This window comes from Bradyrhizobium pachyrhizi (assembly GCF_001189245.1).
In the GTDB taxonomy this organism is placed as follows: Bacteria; Pseudomonadota; Alphaproteobacteria; order Rhizobiales; family Xanthobacteraceae; genus Bradyrhizobium; species Bradyrhizobium pachyrhizi.
In genome coordinates, this window is record NZ_LFIQ01000035.1 from 1,902 (window position 1) to 24,350 (window position 22,449).

The window sequence follows — 22,449 nt, forward strand, 5'->3', positions numbered from 1 at the left end:
GTCGAAGCGCGCATCTATGCCAAGTACATTCTGCAGAACTATCCGGGCAAGACCATCGGCGTGCTCTATCAGAACGACGATTTCGGCAAGGACTATCTGATCGGCCTGCACGACGGGCTCGGCGACCAGGCCAAGAAGCTGATCGTCGTCGAATCCTCCTACGAGACTTCGTCACCGACGGTGGACTCGCAGATCGTGCAGATCAAGGGCGCCAATCCCGACATCTTCGTCAACATTGCAACGCCGAAATTCGCGGCGCAGGCGATCAAGAAAGCCGCCGAGCTCGACTGGCATCCGGTGCAGTTCCTGACCAACGTCTCCGGCTCGATCGGCGGCGTGATGAAGCCGGCCGGCTATGAAGCGAGCCAGGGCGTGCTGTCCACGGCGTATCTCAAGGACCCCAAGGATACCGAGTGGAAGAACGATCCGGCGATGACCGAGTGGCGCGCCTTCATGACCAAGTGGTATCCCGAAGGCGACCTCGACGACGCCGCGACCGTATTCGGCTATGGTGTCGCCAAGGGGCTCGAGCAGGTGCTGCGGCAGTGCGGCGACAATCTTACCCGCGAGAATCTGATGAAGCAGGCGGCCAGCCTCAACATCGAGATCGGCATCTATCTGCCCGGCACCAAGATCAAGACCGGGCCGGACGACTATGCGCCGATCGAGCAGCTGCAGATGATGCGCTTCAAGGGCGAGAGCTGGGAGCGGTTCGGCCCCATCATGAGCGGCGAGAAGAGCAGTTGAGGGCTTTCCTCCACAACTTCGCGGTTCGTGATGCCCGGCCGTGCGCCGGGCATCCACGCCTTCGACACGATTCACGAGCAAGACTTGTCGCGAGCAAGACTCGTTACAAACCGGACTTGCGATGGCCGGAACCCAGACCAGCCGAAGCGACGCCGTTCTTCAGGCTCACGTGTCCGGCCACCACGAGCTCCAGGCACATCCTGCGATCGGAAGGACAACAACAATGAAAATCACCGACGTCCGCGCCCACCATATCCGCATTCCCTATGACGCCGGGCCCGCGAGCTTCCGCCAGGGAGCTTCCGCGATCTCGGCGCTCGACATGGTGCTGGTCGAGGTTTCGACCGATGCCGGCCTCACCGGCTGGGGCGACGCCTTCGCCTATGTCTGCCCCATGACGAGCTGCACGGCGGTAGCCGAGATGATCGCGCCGCAGGCTCGCGGCCTCGAGGTGCCCGACGCCGCCAGCATCCCCGCCGCGATGGAGCAGATCCAGCGCAACCTGCATCTGTTCGGCCGCTACGGCATCACGATGTTCGCGATCTCGGCGCTCGACATCGCGCTGTGGGATCTCGCCGGCAAGGTGAAGGGCGTGCCGCTGCATCAATTGATCGGCGGCGCGAAGCGGAGTGCGATCCCGGCCTATGCGAGCCTGATGCGGATCGGCAATCCGGCGCACATCGCCGCCGAATGCAAGAAGGCGATCAAGCTGGGCTATTCCGCGATCAAGCTGCACGAGACCACCGTGCCTGCGGTCGCCGCCGCGCGCGAGGCGATCGGCCCTGGCGTGCCGCTGATGGTCGACATGAACTGCCCGCTGGACGGGCCCGCGGCGATCCAGTTCGCGCGCGACTGCAAGCAGGCCGCGCCGCTGTTCCTGGAGGAGCCGGTCTGGCCGCCGGAGGATTTTGCGACGCTCGCCGAGGTGCGCAGAGAAGGCCGGCTCGATATCGCGGCCGGCGAGAACGCCTGCACCGTGCATCAATTCCGCCAGATGATGACCGCGGGCGCGGTCAGTCACGCGCAGCCCTCCGTGATCAAGGTCGGCGGCATCACCGAATTCCTGAGGGTGGCCGTCCTCGCCGACGAGTTCGGCGTCCAGGTGATTCCGCACTCGCCCTATTTCGGGCCGGGCTTCCTCGCCACGCTGCATCTGATGGCGATCCGCGACGCGGGGCTGATCGAGGTGTTCTTCATGAAGCGTCCCGCCTGTCTGTGGGGCGATCGCATCGACGTCGACCCCAACGGCCATGTCGCCGTGCCGCAGGGCCCCGGCCTCGGCTACGAGCCGGATCGCGACGTGATGGAGCAGTATCGGGTGGCGTGAGTCGAGCGTCCTTCCTACGCGTCATTGCGAGGAACCCGCGAAGCGACGAAGCAATCCACATCTCGGCAAGCTGAGAGATAGATTGCTTCGCTGAGCCTGTCATCGGGCGCGCGGTCGCGCGACCCGTTGGCTCGCAATGACGGCTGCGGGCTACTTCGTCCCGTCCTTCGCGGCGGGCGCGGCATCCTTCGCCGGCGGCGCGTCGGCTTTCCTCTTCAGGTCCTCGGTCAGCTTGACCTGCGCTGTTTGCAGATCGGTGACGAGCTTCTGCAAGTTCGCGACCGAACTCTGCAAGCTCACGATCTGCCGGTTGGCGGCATCGAGCTTCTGCTGATGATCCGATGTGAGCTTGTTGATCGTCTTCTGCAGGAAGTCGACATTGCTCTGCAGACAGCTGGTGCGCCGCTCCATGGTTTTCTCGACGGTGCAGATCTCGATGCCGGGAACGTCCTGCGCATGCGCGACTCCGACGACGCCGAGTGCAAGCGGCGCCAGCAGGGCGAGAACAAAACGAGCGGTCATCGGCGTCTCCAGGCAAATGCGTCATTCACAGTTTTGTGCTTGCGACGCTGAAAGCAAGGCAGACATACCACACTGAAACCGCATTCAAGCGGTGTGCTTCACCCATTACGGGACTACTCGTGGGGACGGGGGCCTTCGGAACTTGTTTGGTTCGATCCCTTTTGGCTCGACCTTGGGCAGTGGAGACAGATCGCATGGCAACGCGCGAAAAACGGTTGGCGCAATTCGATGGCAATGGCGAACCTGCGCCGGAACAGCGCGTGGAAGTACTTTGTGAGGATCATAGCGGAACGTATCAGCTGCCGTTCGCCTGCCGCTTCGTCAACGGCCAGTGGCGCAACGACACGACGGGCGGCGCGCTGGAAGCCAATGTCATCGCCTGGCGGATGCCGCGCGAGAAGCAGGCGGGCATGGCCTGAGGCCGGCATCGGCGCGCGCTGTTTCAAAACGCGACGCGCGCGCACCGTGTCTTAAGATTTGGAACGCGGGTGAAACGAACCGCGTCCGAATCACTGATCGATCAGCGTACCGCGTTGTTCACGGCTAGATGTGGTCATCAGCCCGAGGCTGCGCACCACATACAGAAGCATGACGATCGGCCGCAGCCAGCGGCCGATAACAAAGGTTAACTCCTCCGCAGACGACATTGCGATCCCTCCTCTCTGTCCTCCTGGCGATCATTTCCACGGCGTGATCGGCGGCACCGTTTCGGTCGCCGGCGGCACGTCCACGGTCTTGAAATCGGCGGGGCTGACGATCTCAAGGTATTCCATGTCCTTCGAGTAATCGAACAGGTAGTGGGTGATGCCGGGACGCTGATGGATAACGTCGCCGGCCTCGACCAGCGTCTCCTTGTCCTCGTACATGAAGCGCGCCCAGCCCTTGGTCATGATGACGATCTGAAAATCGCACAGATGCTTGTGCCAGCCGGTGCCCTGCTCCGGCGGCATGTCGGGATTGGCCTTGACCAGATGGCAGATTACCTGCCCGCCGGTGGCATCGGCGATGCCGAGATCGCGATACAGGAAGAAGTCGCGCAGACCTCCGCCCTTGAACTCGGTGTCACCGGGTTTGACGTGGGAGAATTTGCTGACGACGGCGTGCTGGTTCATTTCAAGCCTCCACGGTTCTCGTGTTCGCGAGATCGCGGCGCGGCTCGGCGTCCAAATTTTCGGCAGCGTCGCATCGTCGCGGTCACAGCTCGGTCATTGCCATGCGAAATCCTTGCCAGCCGGGTTGGGCCGCGGCGAACCGTCTCGCCATGCGCTGACATCGCCGCGGAAGCATTTGGAGCGAGGCACGAATTTGCGCCTCAGTGGCTGTCGCGCGCGTCCGTCGCGCATGGCCGGTGCCCGACGCCGACGGCACGCCCATTGAGCAAGGTTTGCCTCGTGCTTGAGCCGCCGATGCAGGCAGGCCGGGCCGGGCGTTGCCTAATATTCGACCTCGAGCTCCTCGACGTCGGCCGGCTCCGCCTTCGCGGCCTCGATCCATTCCTGCATCTCGGGCATCGTCATGATGGTGCTGCCATACACCGCAAGCGCGGGCTCGAGCTTGACGTCATAGGTCATGAAGCGGGTCACGACCGGCGCATACATCGCATCCGCCATGGTGCGGCGCTCGCCGAACAGGAATGGCCCGCCCGATGCGGCGAGGCAATCGCGCCAGATGGTGCAGACGCGGTCGATGTCGGCCTGCGCCCGCGACCAGATCTTGAAGCCGGGGAAATGGCCCTTGAGATTGACCGGCAGCGAAGAGCGCAGCGTGGTGAAGCCGGAATGGATTTCGCCGGAGATCGAACGGCAATGCGCGCGCTGGATCCGGTCTTCCGGCAACAGCCCGGCATGCGGCATGATCTCGTTGAGATACTCGCCGATCGCGAGCGTATCCCAGACCGTCGCACCGTCGTGGCGCAGGCAGGGCACCAGGATCGAGGACGACAGCAGCAGCAGCTCGGCGCGGGCCGACGGGTCGTCGGGCGCGGTGACCACCTCCTCGAACTCGAGCCCGGCGAATTTCGCCAGCAGCCAGCCGCGCAGCGACCAGGAGGAGTAATTCTTGCTGCTGATGGTGAGTGTCGCTTTCGCCATATCTGTCCCTCACGCCTGAACGCGTCCTCAGCTCCCGGACTTCGCGCGCCGGTTCAGCCGCCGCGCACCCGGAGCCATCAGCTTTTGCAGCAAGCCACGTGCCAATTTGCCGGGCGGCCGGCCCGCCTCTGGCGTCGATATTGCATGGCAAGCCGGGCCACGGGTGGATGCGTATGATGTCAATGCTGTACCAGGCCTATCAGAACCACATGGACCTCACGGCGCCGTGGCGGACCGGCGCCGCAGCGGCGTTGCGCTATCTCAATCTGGTGCCGCGCGGCGCGTCCGACCGGACGTTCGGCCGGCTCGCGGCCGCGCTCGAACTGATCTCGCGCTCCAGCCTGAGCTATGCCCGCCCCGACTACGGCATCGGCAGCGTGACCGTCGGCAACAGGGAGTTAGAGGTGACCGAGGAGGTCGCCTATTCCACGCCGTTCGGCTCGCTGCTGCATTTCAGGAAGGTCGACGGCCCGGAGCAGCCGCGGCTGCTCTTGGTGGCGCCGATGTCCGGGCATTTTGCCACGCTACTGCGCGGCACCGTGAAGACGCTGCTGCAGGACCACGACGTCTACATCACCGACTGGCACAATCCGCGCGACATCCCGCGCAGCAAGGGCCGCTTCGGGCTCGAGGACTACACCGACCATCTGATCGACTTCCTCGGCCAGCTCGGCCCGCGCGCGCACATGGTGGCGATCTGCCAGCCTTCGGTGTCGGCGCTGGCCGCCGCCGCGATCATGTCGGAAGACAATCATCCGGCGCGGCCGGCCTCGCTCACCCTGATGGCCGGGCCGATCGACACAAGGATCCAGCCGACCAAGGTGAACGAATTCGCCAAGAGCAAGCCGATCAAATGGTTCGAGGACAATCTGATCAACTACGTGCCGATGCAGTGCAAGGGCGCGTTGCGCCAGGTCTATCCCGGCTTCGTGCAGCTCACGGCGTTCGTATCGATGAACCTGGAACGCCACATCAAGCAGCATATCGATCTCGCCGATCATCTCGCCAGGGGCGAGACCGCCAAGGCCGCGGTGATCAAGACCTTTTATGACGAATACTTCGCGGTCATGGACCTCCCGGCGGAGTTCTACATCGAGACGGTGCGCGACGTGTTCCAGGAGCATCTGTTGCCGCAGGGCATGCTGATGCATCGCGGCCGCCCGGTGAATCCGGCGGCAATCCGGCGCATGGGGTTGATGACGGTGGAAGGCGAGAAGGACGACATCTGCTCGATCGGCCAGACGCTCGCCGCGCAAGACCTCTGCACCGGGGTCCGCACCTATCGCAAGGTGCATCACATGCAGGCCGGCGTCGGCCACTACGGCGTGTTTTCCGGCAAGCGCTGGAACAACGAGATCTACCCGCTGCTGCGCGATTTCGTGCATGTGAATTCGTGACCGATTCCCCTTAGCCTGGATGAAGCGAAGCGCAATCCGGGAGAGTGTTTCCGCGGAGAAGCCGCTCCCGGATTTCGCTCCGCTTCATCCGGGCTACGAAATCTCGCCTCCCGACAATGCTCCATCTGCATCGTTGCACGCCTCGCAAAGACGCTGCGGCTAGCCATGCCTGCCTTCGCGCAGTAGTCTCCCCGGCCACGACGACCCGCTTCCGAAGAATCGTCCAGGGAGAAACTCCATGCGCGCGCCTGCCGCCTTCCGTGCCCTCACGCTTGCCGTGATCGGCGCCCTCGCCTTCACCTCAGCCGTATCCGCCGCCGAAGTCCATGTCATGATCTCGGGCGGGCTGACGGCGGCCTATAAGGCGCTGGTGCCGGAGTTCGAACGCAAGACCGGGCACAAGGTGGTGACCGCCTTCGGGCCGTCGATGGGCACCACGACCAACGCCATTCCGGTGCGGCTGGAGCGCGGCGAGCCGGCCGACGTGCTGATCATGGTCGGCTATGCGCTCGGCGATCTCATCAAGCAGGGCAAAGTGGTGCCCGACAGCCGCGTCGACCTCGTGAAGTCGCCGATCGGCATCGCGGTGAAATCAGGCGCACCGAGGCCGGACATCGGTTCGGCCGACACCGTCAAGCAAGCGCTGCTGGCGGCGAAATCGGTCGCCTATTCCGACAGCGCCAGCGGCGTCTATGTCTCGACCGAGATGTTCGCAAAGCTCGGCATCGCCGATCAGATGAAAGACAAGGCGCGGATGATCCCGGCGACCCCGGTCGGCGAGATCGTTGCCAAGGGCGAGGCCGAGATCGGCCTGCAGCAGATATCCGAGCTGAAGCCGGTTGCCGGCATCGACATCGTCGGACCGCTGCCGGAGCCGTTGCAGAAGATAACGGTGTTTTCCGCCGGGATCGCGACGGTTGCAAAGGAGCGTGAGGCCGGCAAGGCGCTGATCAGCTTCCTCGCCTCGCCGGATGCGCACGACGCGCTGGTGAAGAGCGGCCTCGATCCGATTGCGGCGGGTGGGACGCACTGAAGTCGGCCCTCTAACCCGTCATCCTTGTAAGTCAGGACGCGCTGAGGAGGCCGCAACGCGGCCGTCTCGAAGGATGCACGGCCCCGCCAGTGGCCGATTCATCCTTCGAGGCTCGCCCAGCGGCGCAAGTGCGCCGCAAGGCTCGCGCCTCCAGCGACAAAGGCGAAGCCTTTGCGCGGGGATGACGGGGATAGGCTGGCGGATTTGGCGCCGCTACCGCAAGTGATGCGCGCCGTAGGCGAGCAGCAGCACCACGACCAGCGCCAGCAGCAGCGTGGTCGACTTCCAGAACAGCACCGGGTTGCGCTCGATCAGCGGGGTCGATGACGTCGTCAGATATTTTGCGTTGGGATTGCGCAGGTCGAACAGGAACTCCGAAAAGCTCTCATAGCGCTTGAGCGGGTTGGCATGCACGGCGCGCTCCAGCGCGCCGTCGACCCAGCCCGGGATCTCGCGCCCGCCATGCGCGGCCGAACGATAGACCAGCCGGTTGAAGTCGGATCGTGTCCGGGCCCGCGCGATCTGCGCGCCATAGGGCAAGCGTCCCGTCAGCATCTGGTAGGTGACGACACCGAGCGAGAACAGGTCGGAGCGCGCGGTGCCACCCTCGCCGAGGAAATATTCCGGCGCGGTGTATTGCTGGGTGCCCAGGATGTCCTCGACACCCGCCGGCGCCCCCGCGGCGACGCCAGCGATCCGCGTCGAGCCGAAATCGATGATCTTCACCGTGCCGGTCCTGTCGATCATGATGTTGTCGGGCCTGACGTCCTGGTGCAGCATCTCCTTGCGGTGGAAGGCGCGCAGCCCTTTTGCGATTTGCTCGGTGATACCGCGTACCGTCTCCAGCGCCGGCGCTGGATTGTCCGTGATCCACTGCGTCAGGGTCTGGCCATCGATATATTCCATCGCGACATAAAGGAAATTGCGCTTGCGCTGCGGCAGCCACGGCTTCAGCACATGCGGGCTGTCGATCCGCCGGGCGACCCATTCTTCCATCATGAAACGCTTCAGATAGGCTGGATCGTCGCGCAGGTCGATCGAGGGGATTTTGATCGTGACTGTGGTGGCGCTGTCCTCGTCGACCGCGAGATAGATGTGGCTGCGGTGCGATGCGTGCAACTCGCGCACGATACGATAGCCGTCGAATAGCATTCTTGCATCGAGCAGCGGCGGCAGCGGCAGCTCGGTCGGCTGGCCGAACACCTCGCTGGCATCGCCGTCAGGCAATTCGTCGATCCGGACGATCTGCACGGTGAGATTGTCCGGGCTGCCGTTCTCATAGGCCTGCTCGACGATCGATTTCGCCGCAGCATCGAGAGACGCGGCACCGTCTTTGATCGTCTTCGCGAGCTGCCGCGCCGGGACATGCTCGTAGATTCCGTCGGTCACCAGCAGGAAGATATCACCGCGCTCCAGCGGGAGCGCCTGGTAGTCGATCTCGAGCTGCGGGTTCACGCCGAGCGCGCGGCCAAGATAGCTCTGCTGCGAGGAGATCACGACGCGGTGGTCGTTGGTCAGTTGTTCGAGGCTGTTGCCGGCGACGCGATAGATCCTGGAGTCGCCGACGTGGAACAGATGCGCCGTGGTCGACCGGACGACCAGGGCGCTCAGCGTGCAGACGTAACCCTTGTCCTTGTCGTAGGGATTCTGGCTGCGCCTTGTCTGCGCGTGCAGCCACGAATTGGTCGCCTCCAGCACCCGCTGCGCCGAGGTCTTCACCGACCAGGATTCCGAGGTGCAGTAGTAGTCGGTCAGGAAGCTCTTGACCGCGGATTCGGCGGCGATGCGGCCGACGCTGCTCGAGGAGATGCCGTCGGCAAGCACCACCGCGATGCCCTTCAGGCCGAGCAGCGGCTCGTCGGGGATCAAGGCGCCGTGGAAGTCCTGATTGGTGTCCTTGCGGCCCTGATCAGAGAATTGCCCGACCGATATTTTCAGCGCGCGCGGCATCGACCGTCCCAAAGCGAATGGGCCCCTCCGGGACAGGAGAGCCCAACCAAAGCGCGACGAGATTATGTTGAATCGTCATCGCGCTTTGGCTTCTTGTCTGAGCATGATCTTCTCGGAAAGCCGCTTCACACTTTTCCGGATCATGCTCCAGCCGGCCACGATCAAGCCGCGAGGCGCTGGCGCTTCGGCGCCGTCTTCACATGCGTGGTGTAGAGCGTGAGACCGGTGAAGGCGAGGCCGCCGGCGAGGTTGCCGAGCACGGTCGGGATCTCGTTCCAGATCAGGTAGTCCATGATCGAGAACTTCGCATGCAGCATCAGTCCCGACGGGAACAGGAACATGTTCACCACCGAATGCTCGAACACCATGTAGAAGAACACCAGGATCGGCATCCACATCGCGATCACCTTGCCGGGCACCGTCGTGGAGATCATCGCGCCGACGACGCCGGTCGAAACCATCCAGTTGCACAGCATGCCGCGGATGAACAGCGTGGCCATGCCCGCCGCGCCATGCGCCGCGTAGCCCAGCGTCCGGCCCTCGCCAATATTGCCGATGGTCATGCCGACTTTGTCGGGCTCCTGCGTGAAGCCGAATGTCGTGACAAAGGCCATCATGAACGCCACGGTGAGCGCGCCTCCGAAATTGCCGATGAAGACGAGAGCCCAGTTGCGCAGCACGCCGCCGAGCGTGACGCCGGGACGCTTGTCGAGCAGCGCCAGCGGCGAAAGGACGAACACGCCGGTCAGCAGATCGAAGCCCAGCAGATAGAGCATGACGAAACCGACCGGAAACAGCAACGCGCCGATGATCGGCTGCCCGGTGTTGACATTGATCGTCACGGCGAACCAGGCGGCCAGCGCGAGGATCGCACCGGCCATGTAGGCGCGGATCACGGTGTCGCGGGTCGACATGAAGATCTTGGATTCGCCGGCATCCACCATCTTGGTGACGAATTCGGACGGAGCGAGATAGGCCATTCGTAAAATCCCCTTGCGCAATTCGGCCGCGCCGGTTGCCTGCCGGAAGCGACGCGGGTTGGTTGAAATGCTCGTTCGTCCGGGAGATGGGGGGTTCAACGATTGCTCGAGACGCCCGGGCCGGGCGCCTTGATCCCCTCGCCGCGGCCAGCATTGGCCTCGGCAATCCGGAGGACGGCAGTCGTCATTGACTGATCCAACCAAAAGCAATGCATATGCCAACCGGAGCCGCCGGCGCCGGGCCCGAAATTGCCGTTAATGCAATGACTTAGCTGATCTACAGAGGAACCGGCCGGCGCGATGGCGCGGATTTATGCAGCCTGCACAGATGTCGCCCACGAAAAATGCGGAGCCCGGCCGCGGGCCCGGCGCGACCGCGTGTCAGCCTGCCGATGCGCCGCTACTTCACCTCGGTGCGGACTGGCGTGTCCTTCAGGCCGTTAGCGTCATAGGCCTTGCGCAGCGTACCGTTGGCGATCGCCTCCGTCATGAACCTGGTGGCGAAGGCCGCGGCGAGCGGATGGTTGAGCGGCACCGCGACCGCGGTGACGGTCTGCTTGAAGGTCTCGTCCAGCACGCGCGTGCCCGGGATCTTCTTCGCCATCGCGTTGAGCTGATCGCGCGACAATGCGAACGCGTCGATCTCGCCGCTCTTCAGCAGATTGAAGATCTCGTCATAGGTCTGATAGCCCGTGACCTTGGCGTGCTTGAGATGGGCGATCGCGCCGCGCATCGTCGTGGTGGCATTGACGGCAGCCACCTTGACGCCGTCCTGGTCGAGCGTGGCGAAATTCGTGATCGTCGAGCCGGGTTTGACGATATAGGTGGCGTCGGCAACCTCGTAGATCGGCCCGAACGTCATCCTGGTCTCGCGCTCGGGATCCTTGGGCAGGAAGGTGATGTCCCAGGTGTTCCTGGCCGCCGCGTCGGTGATCTGGCCGGAATTCTGATGCACGACATATTCGACCGGGATGCCGAGTTGCGCCGCCATCTCGCGGCCGAGATCGACGGGAACGCCCGCATAGCCGTTCTCGGTCTTGGTCGACCAGAACGCGCCGCCGGCCGGGCTGATGGCGATCGCGACCCGGAGCTTTCCGGTCGGCGCGATCTGATCCTTCAAGGCGTCGGCATCCGCTGATGTGGCCATGACAATCACTCCCAGGACGAGGCCGGCCAGACGCAGCAGTCGAGACGACATCAGACTTCCTCCATGCCGAATCTTGCTGTCCGGCAGGCGCGCAACAAACCGCACGACGCAGCCTTGCGCAAGCGCCGGTTCTCGCAAGGGAGCCATCCGTATCGGCCTATCTGACCCGGATGGTGATTTTTTCGGAGACGACCGGCGGGCTGAATGGATAGTGCTTGGCGTCGCCAAGCACCAACTGCAAGGTATGCTTGCCGGGCGCCAGATCGAGCTGCGTCTCGGTCTGGCCCGCACCGAAGTGCAGATGAGACTTGTCCGACGGAATCGGCTCATTCGGGTTCAACGGCTCATTCACGTCGATCAGAAGATGGTGATGGCCGCTGTTCGGGTAGTCGTCGCCGGCATGGGTGACGCCCATGTTGCGCAGCCCAAAGCGGCACCAGAACGGGCTTTTTAGCTTAGCGCCGTCGCGTGGCCAGATGAAATACAGCTTGGTGTCCTTGCCGGCCGGCTTGTTCTGCGCGTCGGCCGGAGCCACGAACAGCGTCAGCGCCGCGGCGAGCATGATCAAGCCTGCACTTTTCATAGCCCCTCCATGAAGCCTGGCGATCAGGGATGACCGCTCAGGGAGACAGTGCGACCCGGAAACCGTGGGTCGGATAACGGACATTGGTGTCGTAATTATCGCGATTGGCCGGACGCACATAGCGTGCGTCATTCTTCCACGAGCCGGAGCGGATGACATGGGAGGCGCAGTCGCCGCCGGACCAGACCGCACCGTCGGTCGGCGCGCCCTGGTAATTCCTGTGCCAGCAATCCTCGACCCATTGATCGACCCCGCCGCCCATGTCGTAGAGGCCGAACGGATTCGGCTTGTAGCTGCCGACCTTGACCGGCTGCTCGGCCGAACTGCCGCCGCCGCAATCCTTGCATCCGGCGTGGCCCGATTGCATCTGGTCGCCCCACCAGTACTTCGATTGCGTTCCGCCGCGCGCCGCATATTCCCACTCGGCTTCGCTCGGCAGCCGGTAGGGCTTCTTGGTGCGCTCGGCGAGCCAAGTCACATATTGCTTCGCATCGCTCCAGCTCACATTGGTGACCGGAACGTCGTCCTTGCCGCTGGCCGTGAAGCCACAGGCCTTGGCCGCCGCGCAGGCGTTCCATTCGCGGACCGTGACCGGATATTTGCCCATGGCAAAGGGCCTGACCGTCACCCGGCGGATCGGCCGCTCCGAAGGATCGTCATTGCTTCCCATCGAGAAGCTGCCAGCTTGAAGCGAGACCAGTTCGGGCTCCGGCAGATCCGGGGTGGGGCTCGCCGAGGGCGCGGGTTGAGGCGACGCTTGCTGCGTCGGTGCCGCCGGGGTTGGACTTGCGGTTTGGGTCGGAGCCGGGCTTGGTGCCGGCGGCTGGACGGCAGGCGATGCCGTCGGTGACGGAGGCGCCTGTGCCACGTCGGCCGGCTTGCCGCGCGGTTGCGCGAGCAGATACCACAGCACGCCCCCCGCGATGATCGCGATCGCCAGTCCGAGCAGCGTGAGCAGGATGGACTCACGGCGCCTGCGCGTCCGTTGGTACGCGGCTGCATCCGGCAGCACGCGATAAACCCGGACCGGATCGGTGATGTTCTTGACCTTGCGGTCGCCGAGCGATTCGTATCCGCAGACCATCTTGTGCTTGATCTGCTCGTAGATGCCGCCGGAGATAAAGACGTCACCCGGCGCCGCGATTCCTTCCAGGCGCGAGGCCACGTTGACGCCGTCGCCATAGATATCGTCGGGCTCGATGATGACGTCGCCGAGGTTGACCCCGATCCGGTACTCGATCCACTGATCTCTCGCGATCGCCGCGTTGCGGCCGATCATGTTCTGCTGGATCACGATGCTGCAACGGACGGCCTCGACCGGACTGTCGAACATCGCGATAAAGCCGTCGCCGGTGGTCTTGACCAGCTTGCCGTGGTGCTCGGCAATCGTGGGCTCGATCAGATCGCGCAGGGTCCGCTTGACGCGCGTATGCGTGCCTTCCTCATCGAGCTGCATCAACCGGCTGTAGCCGGCGATATCGCCCGCTACGATCGCCGCGAGGCGCCGCGGCATTGAATCGCCGGGAGGCTGTGTATTGTCGGGCTGTGACCGGCCTGACTTGAAGTCGCGAATTTCTCCCATGGCGCTCCGGCTGCTCCAAAGAAAATTGCGTGCTCGAGGCGCAACCGGCGCCGTCGTCCCCGAGGCCCACTTGGACCTTACCACACCTTCGAGTTGGAACAAAGTTGACGAACCGTGACCAGGTCACGGTTTGCCGGCGGTGCCCGAGCGGCGCACCGCGGGTCGGCGCGCGCATCGCCTCGACGGCAGACGGCGCAAACGTCCCGTATCAGCCCGCCTGCGTGGCCGGGGTGCGGATCTCGCGCGGCAGGATGATCGCGGCCGCGATCGCCAGCAGGCAGAGTGCCGCGAACGCGCGCAGCATCATCGAGAAGCCGCCCTGGTCGTACAGCCAGGCGACCAGGCCGACGGAAGCGCCGGCCGCAGTGAAGCCGACGAAATAGCGCACTGCATAGGCGCGCGAGCGCCATTCCTCGGTGGTGTACTTGCCGACCATGGCATCGTTCACCGTGACCTGGCCGAACGCGCCCATCACGATGCCGATCGAGACCACGATCAGCGGCAGGTTGGACAGGCTCGCCGCCAGATAAAGGAACGGCGCCAGTAGGAACGACAGCGGCAGCGCCACCGTCTTCAGCGAATATCTGTCGAGCAGCTTGCCGATGGTGTACTGCGTCATCGCGCCGAACACATAGACCCCGGCCGCGATCACCCCGAGCAGCGCCGGGCTCTTGGTCAGGTCCGCGAGCCGTTCGGCGAACAGCTTCGGCAGCGCCACCGTCACCGCGTTGAAGGTGGTGGAGATCGCGATCACCACGATCAGGAGCGACAGCACCACCCGCCACATGTCCTCCTTGGCGACGCGCACCTGCGCCGCGGCCTGCCTGGAACCCTTGCGGTCCTCATGCACCACCGTCATCGCAAAGGCGATGCCGATCAGCACGGTGACCGTGCCGGGGACGATGAACGCCCAGCGCCAGCCGAGATACTGGCCGATCACGCCGGTGACCAGTGCCGACGAGGCGACCCCGAGATTGCCCCAGACGCCGTTGATCCCCATCTGGGCGCCGAGCTTCTCGGCATAGGACACGATCATCGCGGTACCGACCGGATGATAGATCGAGGCGAAGATGCCGATCGCCAGCAGCGCGGCGCCGAGCTGCAGCGGCGTCTGCACGAAGCCGACCGAGATCATCGACAGGCCGATGCCGACGAAGAAGATCACCATCATGTGGCGGCGGCTCCAGCGGTCGCCGAGCCAGCCCGTGATCAGCGAGCCGGCGCCGAAGGCGATGAAGCCCGGGGTCGCATAGGGCAGGAGTTCCGAATAGGCCATGCCGAGCGCCGGGCCCATGATAATGACGGCGGCGGCGAAAATCAGCATCGCGTAGTGATCGATGAAATGGGCGGCGTTGACGAAGGTGATCACCCGGCTTGGACTGTTGCTAGGACTGTTCATCGGCACGTCTCTCACGCGATTCTTCAATTGCTCGAAAATAGGTTATAGGTGCTTGTCCTGACGGGATGTCGCCAATGACTATCGCTGAGCCGCCAATAAGAGCCCTCCACCAGGACCGGCGCGTCACCGGGGACGGCGTGCATCTGGTGGCGCGCAGCTATCGCAAGGGCGTCCGGCTCGATCCGCACATGCACCGCGAGGCACAGCTGGTCTATGCCGCCAGCGGCACCATGCAGGTGACGACGCCGAAGGGCCGCTGGCTGGTGCCGCCGGACCGCGCCGTGTGGGTCCCTGCCCTGCTCCCGCACGCGATCGACGTGCTCGCCGACATCGAGATGCGCACGCTGTATTTCGACCAGGCCTGGCTCGCGCGCGAAAAGCGCAGCGACAGCCTCGACCACGAATTCGTGGTGCGGGTGTCGCCGCTGGTGCACCAGGCGATCCTCGCGCTGTTCGACGCCTCATGCGGACGCGAGCGCACCGATCTGTTGATCCGCCTCGTGATGCTTGAGCTGCACCAGGCCGAGGACTCCGCGACCTTCATCCCGCTGCCGCAGGAGCCGCGCTGCCGGCGCGCCGCCGACATCGTGCTGGCCGATCCGACCAAGGACCATGATATCGATGCGCTGGCGCGCACCGTCGGCACCTCGGCGCGGACGCTGTCGCGGCTGTTCTCGGCGGAGACCCAGCTCTCGTTCAAGAGCTGGTGCCAGCGCGCCCGCATCGCGGCGGCGATCGAGCGCCTGTCGAGCAGCGCGAATGTTTCGGTCAAGCAGGTCGCCTCCGACCTCGGCTATGCCAGCGTGCCGGCATTTTCCCACGCGTTCCGCCAGGTTACCGGCAAGACACCGACCGCGTTCGCGGAGAAAACGTGAACGGGGTTTGTCACCGGGCGCAGCGATGACGAATTATACCGCTGTCGCGCTGCGACATATTTCCGTACGATCCCTGCGCTTGATTGCAGTGCTCCGGACCTTAAATCCCGTGTAAGGTCCGGCTTCACTTGATACGACCTGCTGGATACGACCTGCTCATGGCCAATGCCTTCTTCTCAGACCTGCTCTCGACGATTTCCGAACGCGGCCGCGTCCTGCTCGGCCGCGCCAGCCCGGCCGACGACAAGCAGGATGCGTCCGAACTGCTGGAATTGTGCGAGGCGCTGCTGTCGGGCCGCGGCGAGGCCTCCGGCACCGCGATGGCGCGCGAAGTGCTCGACCGCTACCACCATCTCGATGCCGCCGGGCGGCTGTCGTTCTTCCAGACGCTGGCCCGCGATTTCGGCCCCGATCACGCCAAGCTTGCGCAGGCGATCGAAAGCTGGCGCGCCAAAGCCAATGGCGACGACGCCAGCGACCTGCATTTCGCCTCCGAGCCGCGCCGCCAGGAATTGATCCGCCGGCTCAATCGCGCGCCGGGCGGCACCGGCGAGCTGGTGTCGATCCGGTCGGATCTGCTTTCATTGATGAAGGGCAACAAGGACCTCGCCGCGCTCGATCGCGACGTGGTGCATCTGCTCTCGTCCTGGTTCAACAGGGGATTCCTCGTGCTGCGCAGGATAGACTGGTCGTCGCCGGCCAATATTCTGGAGAAGATCATCCGTTATGAGGCCGTGCACGAGATCCGCGATTGGGACGATCTGCGTCGCCGCATCGATCCGATCGATCGCCGCTGCTACGCGTTCTTCCATCCGGCGCTGGCCGACGAGCCGCTGATCTTCGTCGAGGTCGCGCTCACGGAAACCATCCCGGGCGCGATCGCGCCGCTGCTTGCGGAAGAGCGCGAGCCGGTCCCGGTCGAGCGCGCCCGCACCGCGGTGTTCTATTCGATCTCCAACACCCAGCGCGGCCTTGGCGGCATCTCGTTCGGCAGCTTCCTGATCAAGCAGGTGGTCGAGGAGCTGCGCCGCGAATTGCCGAAGCTCGACAACTTCGTGACGCTGTCGCCGGTGCCGGGCTTCATGCAGTGGGTCAAGCAGGCCGACGACGTGCCGCTCACCGAGGAGGACCGCCAGCTGCTGGAAAGCCTCGGCAAGCCCGACTGGTTCGAGAACGCCGAGCTCGCGACCCAGCTGCGCGCCGTGCTGGAGCCGCTTGCCGCCTACTATTTCCTGAAGGCGCGCACCCCGAAGGGACGGCTGATCGATTCGGTCGCGCGCTTCCATCTCGGCAACGGCGCACGCTTGGAGCGGATCAACTGGCTCGGCGATCTCTCGCCCAAGGGCCTGCGCGAATCCGCCGGCATCATGGTCAACTACCTCTACCGCCTCGACGACATCGAGAAGAACCACGAGGCCTACGCCAACAATGGCGAGGTAATCGCCTCGAGCGCGGTGAAGAAGCTGCTGAAGGGCGAAGGCCGGCGGCTGCTGGATATGCGGCTGGGCTAGGCAAGCCGAACTCCATCCCGGTCATTGCGAGCCACCCGGCCGGCGCAAAGCGCCGCCGGATGACGGCTCCGCGAAGCAATCCATCTCTCCACACATGCGGAGAAATGGATTGCTTCGTCGCTTCGCTCCTCGCAATGACCGCACGTCGTCGACGCTCTCGCCGCCTAGAACCTCGCCCGCGCCATCAGCCTTACCGTCCGGCCCTGTCCCGGCGAGATATTGTTGTTGCCGTCAGCCGACGCCCAATAGCCCTTGTCGAAAATGTTCTCGACGTTGAGCTGGGCGCTCCAGGTCTCGTCGATCTTGGCATAGATCGCCGCATCGAAGCGCACGAAGCTCGGCAGCCGCACCGTGTCGTCGGACGAGGCGAAGGAATCGCCGAAATAGATCACGCCGAGCGCGGCGGCCCACATCGGCGTGAACTGATACTTGTTCCACCAGGCAAACTGATTGTACGGCACCAGCTGGACGCGGTTGCCGGGCACGACGGTCGCCGAGGTCGCGCCGGTGATCTTCGCGTCGGTGTAGGCATAGGCCAGCGACGATTGCCATTGCGCGGTGACATAGCCGGTCAGGCTCGCCTCGACGCCTCGCGTGAGCGTGCTGCCGGAGGGGAAGAAGAAGCCGGGATTGTTGCCGTCGGCGATCGGCTGGTTGGTGCGGTTCAGATTGTACACCGCGGTCGAGAACAACAGCTTCGGGTTGATGTTCCACTTCATGCCGAGCTCGACATTCTCGAAGCGCTGCGGCTGCAGGATCAGCGTGCCGTCGTTCAGCGCGCTGAACTGGTCGCCCGAGGCCGGCAGGAAGGAGACGCTGTAGGCGGTATAGACCGACATCGAATCGATCGGCTTGATGATCAGGGCGCCCTGCGGCGAGACCAGATTGTCGACGCGATTGCGATTGATGCTGGTGTTCATGTCGGTGGCCGACATGTCGTAGCGATCGAACCGCGCGCCGGCGATGATCTGCACGGCGCGCGAAATCTCGATGGTGTCCCTGAGATAGCCGGACTGGATGTTCAGCGCGTAGCGGCTGTTCGAATCGGGCGTGGTGACGCCGTCGGTATTGGTGCCGGTGAAGTGGTGAAGGAACGTCACCGGACCGAAATAGGTCGGCGCGAACGGGTTCTGCACGATGGTGTTGGTGCCGTTCGGGAATACGCCGGTGTTGCGGATGTCGACGCCGGTCTGCCGGCCGAACTCGGCGCCGAAGCCGACCGTGTGGAACAGCGGCCCGGTCCAGGTCTTGTAGGTGAAATCGGTCTGGTTGAAGACGTTGTCGCGGTTCGTCGTGTGCTGGTAGGCGCCGAGATTGACCGCCGTGTCAGCAGGATTGACCGCGCCCGCGAGCGGGCCGCCGGTCGGATAGACGTTCTGATAGAATTTCTGGTAGTCGGCGGCGAAGGTGCCGTTGCGCACCGTCAGCCCGTTCTCGAAATCGTGCTCGATGATCGCCATGCCGGTCTGCACCGTCGCCTGCGCGGTGTTCAGGCTTGGGCTGCCGAAGAAGGTCGAGAAGTCGCCGTTCGGCGCGAACGGCGTGGTCGGGTTGAAGCGGGTCGCGCCACCCGGCAGACCCTGCGAGGGATTGCCGCGGTCGGCGGTACGCTCGTCGTGAAAGTACTCGTAGCTCAGTTTGATTTTGGTGTTGTCGTCGGGCTTCAGCGTTACCGTCGGATTGATGCCGTAGCGCTCGAGATGGTTGAAATCGCGGAAGGCGTCGGCTCCCTCGTAGAACACGTTGAGCCGCGCTGCGACGTTGTCGTTGATCGCCTGCCCGGCGTCGAGGCTGACGCGGCGATCGCCCCATGAGCCGGTTTGCGCCGTCGCCTCGTAGACGCGGTTGCCGTCGGCTTCCTTCAGCGTGCGGTTGAGCAGGCCGCCGCCGGCGCCGCGGCCGAAGGTCAGCGCGCTCGGCCCCTTCAGCACCTCGATGCTCTGGGCGTTGTACATGTCGCGGAAATACTGCACGTCGTCGCGAAAGCCGTTGACGAAGAAGTTGGCGCTGGAATCGACGCCGCGGATCACGAGCTCGTCGCGATTGCCCTCGCCCTGATGCACGGCAACGCCGGGGACATAGCGGGTGACGTCGGTGAGGCCCTGATAGTTCTGGTCGCGGATCAGCTCCCGCGTGATCACGTTGAGCGATTGCGGGATGTTGACGATTGCGGTGTTGGTCCTGGTCGCCACCGACGTGCTGTTGGCGAAATAGCCTGACGTGCCGGTGCGGGCGTCCTGCGATTCCGCGAAGGGTTTTGCCACCGGCGCGATCCGCCGTGCCGTCTGGGTGCGGCGGCCTCGTGCTGCGGCGGTGTTACGCGATGTCGACGGCGCGCTGCGGCGGCGTTGCGTGGCCGGCGGGGTGACTGTCACCGGCGGCAGCGACGAGGCGCCGGCCTGCGGCGGCGCCGATTGCGCCTGTGCGGCAGATGTTGCGAGCGGAACGCTCAGCGCGAGATAGCTCGCCGTGAGCAGCGCAAGCTTCGCGCGCGAGACAGTGCGACGATTGGCTTTTGATCTTGATGTCATGACGTCGTCCCCAAGCAACTCTCGCCTTCGCTGAAGGCGATGCGCCGTCCTCTAGTGAGGTGAGGCGCTGTGCGTCCAGACGTCGGAGCTGAGAAAATTTTTGCGTGACGACGGAATAAAATCGCGACGAATGGACGCGGATACACCTCGCGGCGAGCGCAGGGTTGGAAAAGTCAAGGATGCGAATGGTTTCTGTTGGCTTCCGGATTTGCGCCTGGAAAAGAAGAGCGGCGCTTGCGCGCCGCACTTCTTGTAGCGATTCCAGATTGTAGCGGTTCTAAAACGATCAGGACGTCGCGGTCATGCGGTTGCAGACCGCGGCCGCAACCCCGCCGGCAGATGCGCGTCGATCCAGCCGGTGATCGCACGCTGGTTGCGATGGTAGAGCAGGCCTGCGGCGATCACGGCAATCCCGATCAGCGACAGCGAGAACGGAAACCACAGCGAGTCCTTGAAGACGACGTCGGCGAGATGGCCGAGATAGAGGCAGATGCCGAACGCGCCGAACACCGCATAGGCGCGCCGCATCAAGATCACGGCGATCACGATCAGGCCGACATTGAGCAGGCAGTACACTGCCTTGCTCAATTCGGTTGAACCTTCGGACGCGCTAATTCCGCCCCAGAACGCCATCAGGCCGAACAAATGCAGCCAGAACGCAAAGTCGCCGTTGCGGCTGCGATAGTCCACGATCCAGGCCACCGCGAGCACGGCGAGTCCGAACCAGATCGACACCCTGCGGCGCATCTCGAAATCTGCGTGAGCCATGCCGCTGAACCACGGCGCCAGGTCCATCGACATGAACCACAGCGCGACCGAGATGATCGCGACGATGAAAGCGAAGCGGTAGTAGCGCAACGCCACGACGCCGGCGGCGACGGTCGCGATCTCCATGAAGATCCAGCTGCCCTTCACCCAGACGTAGAAGTCCTGCACGGTTCCCGGCTTGCCGAACTTGCCCCACCAGCCAAGCTCGTCCTGGATTCCGTAGACCGCGAGCGGCGCCATCGAGACCGCGATCGCGATCAGCAGGCCGCCGGGAACCCGCAGATTCTTGTCGTGCCAGAGGTGGTGACCCGCCACGCTGAACCCGACCGCATAGGCGATCGCGCAGGCCGTCAGCGCGCGACCGCCCATCTGGGTGAAGGCCAGGGTCGAGAACAAGCCCATGGCACCGATCACGATGAGCGCGCCAGCGTACCAGAGCACATGCGCGGCATCGAATTTGGCGGCGGGACTTGCATCGCCCGCCGGACCCTGCCCGGCGCTGCTCGCCAGGAAAGCGAGCAACCGTTCCAGATCGGCCGGGCTGATCACCCCGGCATTTGCGGCGTCCCGGAGATCCTTGGCTGAATATGGCATGCAGCTATCCTCACGGCCGGTTTTCGCGCCTACCCCCTGATCATCCGGGAGAAAGACGCCCTGTCCTCATGAGTGTATCCGGAAATGAGCAACGTTCAATAATTTCTTGAGCGCCGCTCACGAATTTTTGCGAACGAACTCAGGCCACCCCGCGCCCGGCGGATCGCCAGTCGCGGGCCGGACTTAGTCCGCCAGCGCCTTCATCTCCTTGTAGAGATCGGATTTGCCCTCGAAGCCGATGCCCGGAAGGTCGGGCATCACGATGTGGCCACCCTCGACGAGCACGCCGTCCGGGAAGCCGCCATAGGGCTGGAACAGGTCGGGGTAGCTCTCGTTGCCGCCGAGGCCGAGGCCGGCCGCGATGTTCAGCGACATCTGGTGGCCGCCATGCGGGATGCAGCGGCTCGGCGACCAGCCGTGGGTCTTCAGCACCTCGAGCGTGCGCTGATACTCGCAGAGCCCGTAGGACAGCGCGCAATCGAATTGCAGCCAGTCGCGGTCCGGCCGCATGCCGCCGTAGCGGATCAGGTTGCGTGCATCCTGGTGGCTGAACAGGTTCTCGCCGGTCGCCATCGGGCCGGGATAGAACTCGGCCAGCGCGGCCTGCAGCGCGTAGTCGAGCGGGTCGCCGGCCTCCTCGTACCAGAACAGCGGGTACTCGCGCAGCATCTTGGCGTAGGCGATCGCGGTCTCCAGATCGAAGCGGCCGTTGGCGTCGACCGCAAGCTGCGCCTCGCTGCCGATCTCCTTCAGCACCGCCTCGATGCGCTCGCGGTCCTCGCCGAGCGGCGCTCCGCCGATCTTCATCTTCACGACGTTGTAGCCGCGATCGAGATAGCCGCGCATCTCCTTGCGCAGCGCGCCGAGGTCCTTGCCAGGATAGTAATAGCCGCCGGCGGCGTAGACGAACACGCGCGGATTGGCGGTGCGGCCGTGGCGCTCGGCGAGCAGCCGGAACAGCGGCTTGCCCGCGATCTTCGCCACCGCGTCCCACACCGCCATGTCGATGGTGCCAACCGCGACCGAGCGCTCGCCATGGCCGCCCGGTTTCTCGTTCGACATCAGCGTCGACCAGACCTTGTCCGGATCGAGATTGCCGCCATCGGCATCGAGCAGCGATTTCGGATCGGCTTCCAGCAGGCGCGGCGCAAAGCGCTCGCGGATCAGACCGCCCTGCCCGTAACGGCCGTTGGAATTGAAGCCGTAGCCGACCACCCGCTTGCCGTCGCGCACCACGTCGGTGACCACGGCCACCAGGCTCGAGGTCATCTTGGTGAAGTCGATATAGGCGTTGCGGATCGGCGAGGAGATCGGCTTGGTCACCTCGCGGACGTCGACGATACGGACGGACATGGGGGGCTTTCTAAGTTAGGCGTCCTCTCATCGTCATTGCGAGGAGCGAAGCGACGAAGC

20 protein-coding genes are annotated in these 22,449 nt (G+C 64.3%); 7 read left to right on the forward strand and 13 right to left on the reverse strand.

Translation table 11 applies throughout. The features are described 5' to 3' along the window. The coding region (locus AKL29_RS44390; RefSeq protein WP_244481748.1) for an ABC transporter substrate-binding protein at positions 1-747 on the forward strand (747 nt) is incomplete at its 5' end. 223 nt (positions 748-970) lie between these two features. Then, positions 971-2,074, forward strand: a complete 1,104-nt coding sequence (locus AKL29_RS04085; RefSeq protein ID WP_050383222.1) for a mandelate racemase/muconate lactonizing enzyme family protein — start codon at positions 971-973, stop codon at positions 2,072-2,074. 150 nt (positions 2,075-2,224) lie between these two features. On the opposite strand, the gene AKL29_RS04090 is transcribed toward AKL29_RS04085, so the two are convergent. Beyond that, complete coding sequence (locus tag AKL29_RS04090; protein ID WP_050383223.1) at positions 2,225-2,596, reverse strand: hypothetical protein; 372 nt, start codon at positions 2,594-2,596, stop codon at positions 2,225-2,227. Positions 2,597-2,790: 194 nt separating this feature from the next. Here AKL29_RS04090 and AKL29_RS04095 point away from each other — a divergent pair, with 194 nt between their 5' ends. Beyond that, a complete protein-coding gene (locus AKL29_RS04095; RefSeq protein WP_028332642.1) occupies positions 2,791-3,015 on the forward strand; it encodes a hypothetical protein in 225 nt (74 codons plus the stop codon). Between the two features lie 90 nt (positions 3,016-3,105). Here the strand turns inward: AKL29_RS04095 and AKL29_RS43245 are convergent, their stop codons facing one another. From AKL29_RS43245 to AKL29_RS04105, 3 genes are all read right to left on the reverse strand, one after another. Then, positions 3,106-3,243: a hypothetical protein gene (locus tag AKL29_RS43245; protein ID WP_167350381.1), complete on the reverse strand. Its 138-nt coding sequence runs from the start codon at positions 3,241-3,243 to the stop codon at positions 3,106-3,108. Positions 3,244-3,273: 30 nt separating this feature from the next. Beyond that, a complete protein-coding gene (locus AKL29_RS04100) occupies positions 3,274-3,708 on the reverse strand; it encodes a cupin domain-containing protein (RefSeq protein WP_021080031.1) in 435 nt (144 codons plus the stop codon). 321 nt (positions 3,709-4,029) lie between these two features. Then, positions 4,030-4,686 carry a glutathione S-transferase gene (locus AKL29_RS04105; protein WP_050383224.1) on the reverse strand — a complete coding sequence of 219 codons (657 nt, stop codon included), beginning with the start codon at positions 4,684-4,686 and terminating at the stop codon, positions 4,030-4,032. A 173-nt stretch (positions 4,687-4,859) separates the two neighbouring features. Between AKL29_RS04105 and AKL29_RS04110 the strand changes: the two genes are divergently transcribed. After that, positions 4,860-6,083 (forward strand): polyhydroxyalkanoate depolymerase, encoded by a 1,224-nt coding sequence (locus tag AKL29_RS04110; protein WP_152977422.1) that lies wholly within the window; start codon positions 4,860-4,862, stop codon positions 6,081-6,083. A 238-nt stretch (positions 6,084-6,321) separates the two neighbouring features. Next, on the forward strand, positions 6,322-7,116 hold the full coding sequence (locus AKL29_RS04115; protein ID WP_050383225.1) for a substrate-binding domain-containing protein: 795 nt from the start codon (positions 6,322-6,324) through the stop codon (positions 7,114-7,116). A 213-nt stretch (positions 7,117-7,329) separates the two neighbouring features. On the opposite strand, the gene AKL29_RS04120 is transcribed toward AKL29_RS04115, so the two are convergent. The 6 genes from AKL29_RS04120 to AKL29_RS04145 all read right to left on the reverse strand — a co-directional run bounded on the left by AKL29_RS04120 (position 7,330) and on the right by AKL29_RS04145 (position 14,757). Continuing rightward, entirely contained in the window at positions 7,330-9,066 is a 1,737-nt protein-coding gene (locus AKL29_RS04120; protein ID WP_050383226.1) for a bifunctional protein-serine/threonine kinase/phosphatase, read from the reverse strand. A gap of 161 nt (positions 9,067-9,227) precedes the next feature. After that, entirely contained in the window at positions 9,228-10,046 is an 819-nt protein-coding gene (locus AKL29_RS04125) for a formate/nitrite transporter family protein (RefSeq protein WP_028332647.1), read from the reverse strand. A 400-nt stretch (positions 10,047-10,446) separates the two neighbouring features. After that, the gene (locus AKL29_RS04130; protein ID WP_082190471.1) at positions 10,447-11,193 is read right to left on the reverse strand and encodes a transporter substrate-binding domain-containing protein; all 747 of its coding nucleotides are present in this window, start codon (positions 11,191-11,193) and stop codon (positions 10,447-10,449) included. 157 nt (positions 11,194-11,350) lie between these two features. After that, positions 11,351-11,755 (reverse strand): DUF4399 domain-containing protein, encoded by a 405-nt coding sequence (locus AKL29_RS04135; RefSeq protein WP_428841194.1) that lies wholly within the window; start codon positions 11,753-11,755, stop codon positions 11,351-11,353. A gap of 58 nt (positions 11,756-11,813) precedes the next feature. Further along, positions 11,814-13,358: an SUMF1/EgtB/PvdO family nonheme iron enzyme gene (locus tag AKL29_RS04140; protein ID WP_028332650.1), complete on the reverse strand. Its 1,545-nt coding sequence runs from the start codon at positions 13,356-13,358 to the stop codon at positions 11,814-11,816. 208 nt (positions 13,359-13,566) lie between these two features. After that, complete coding sequence (locus AKL29_RS04145; RefSeq protein WP_050383228.1) at positions 13,567-14,757, reverse strand: MFS transporter; 1,191 nt, start codon at positions 14,755-14,757, stop codon at positions 13,567-13,569. Positions 14,758-14,831: 74 nt separating this feature from the next. On the opposite strand from AKL29_RS04145, the gene AKL29_RS04150 reads away from it, so the two are divergent. Both AKL29_RS04150 and AKL29_RS04155 read left to right on the forward strand, forming a co-directional pair. Continuing rightward, positions 14,832-15,632 (forward strand): AraC family transcriptional regulator, encoded by an 801-nt coding sequence (locus AKL29_RS04150; protein WP_050383274.1) that lies wholly within the window; start codon positions 14,832-14,834, stop codon positions 15,630-15,632. A 158-nt stretch (positions 15,633-15,790) separates the two neighbouring features. Further along, positions 15,791-17,143 carry a malonyl-CoA decarboxylase gene (locus tag AKL29_RS04155; protein ID WP_050383230.1) on the forward strand — a complete coding sequence of 451 codons (1,353 nt, stop codon included), beginning with the start codon at positions 15,791-15,793 and terminating at the stop codon, positions 17,141-17,143. Between the two features lie 164 nt (positions 17,144-17,307). On the opposite strand, the gene AKL29_RS04160 is transcribed toward AKL29_RS04155, so the two are convergent. The 3 genes from AKL29_RS04160 to AKL29_RS04170 form a co-directional block, all read right to left on the reverse strand. Next, entirely contained in the window at positions 17,308-19,674 is a 2,367-nt protein-coding gene (locus tag AKL29_RS04160) for a TonB-dependent receptor (RefSeq protein ID WP_050383275.1), read from the reverse strand. 300 nt (positions 19,675-19,974) lie between these two features. After that, entirely contained in the window at positions 19,975-21,036 is a 1,062-nt protein-coding gene (locus AKL29_RS04165; RefSeq protein WP_028332655.1) for a hypothetical protein, read from the reverse strand. 183 nt (positions 21,037-21,219) lie between these two features. Further along, positions 21,220-22,389 (reverse strand): mandelate racemase/muconate lactonizing enzyme family protein, encoded by a 1,170-nt coding sequence (locus AKL29_RS04170; RefSeq protein ID WP_050383231.1) that lies wholly within the window; start codon positions 22,387-22,389, stop codon positions 21,220-21,222. Between the last annotated feature and the right edge of the window lie 60 nt (positions 22,390-22,449).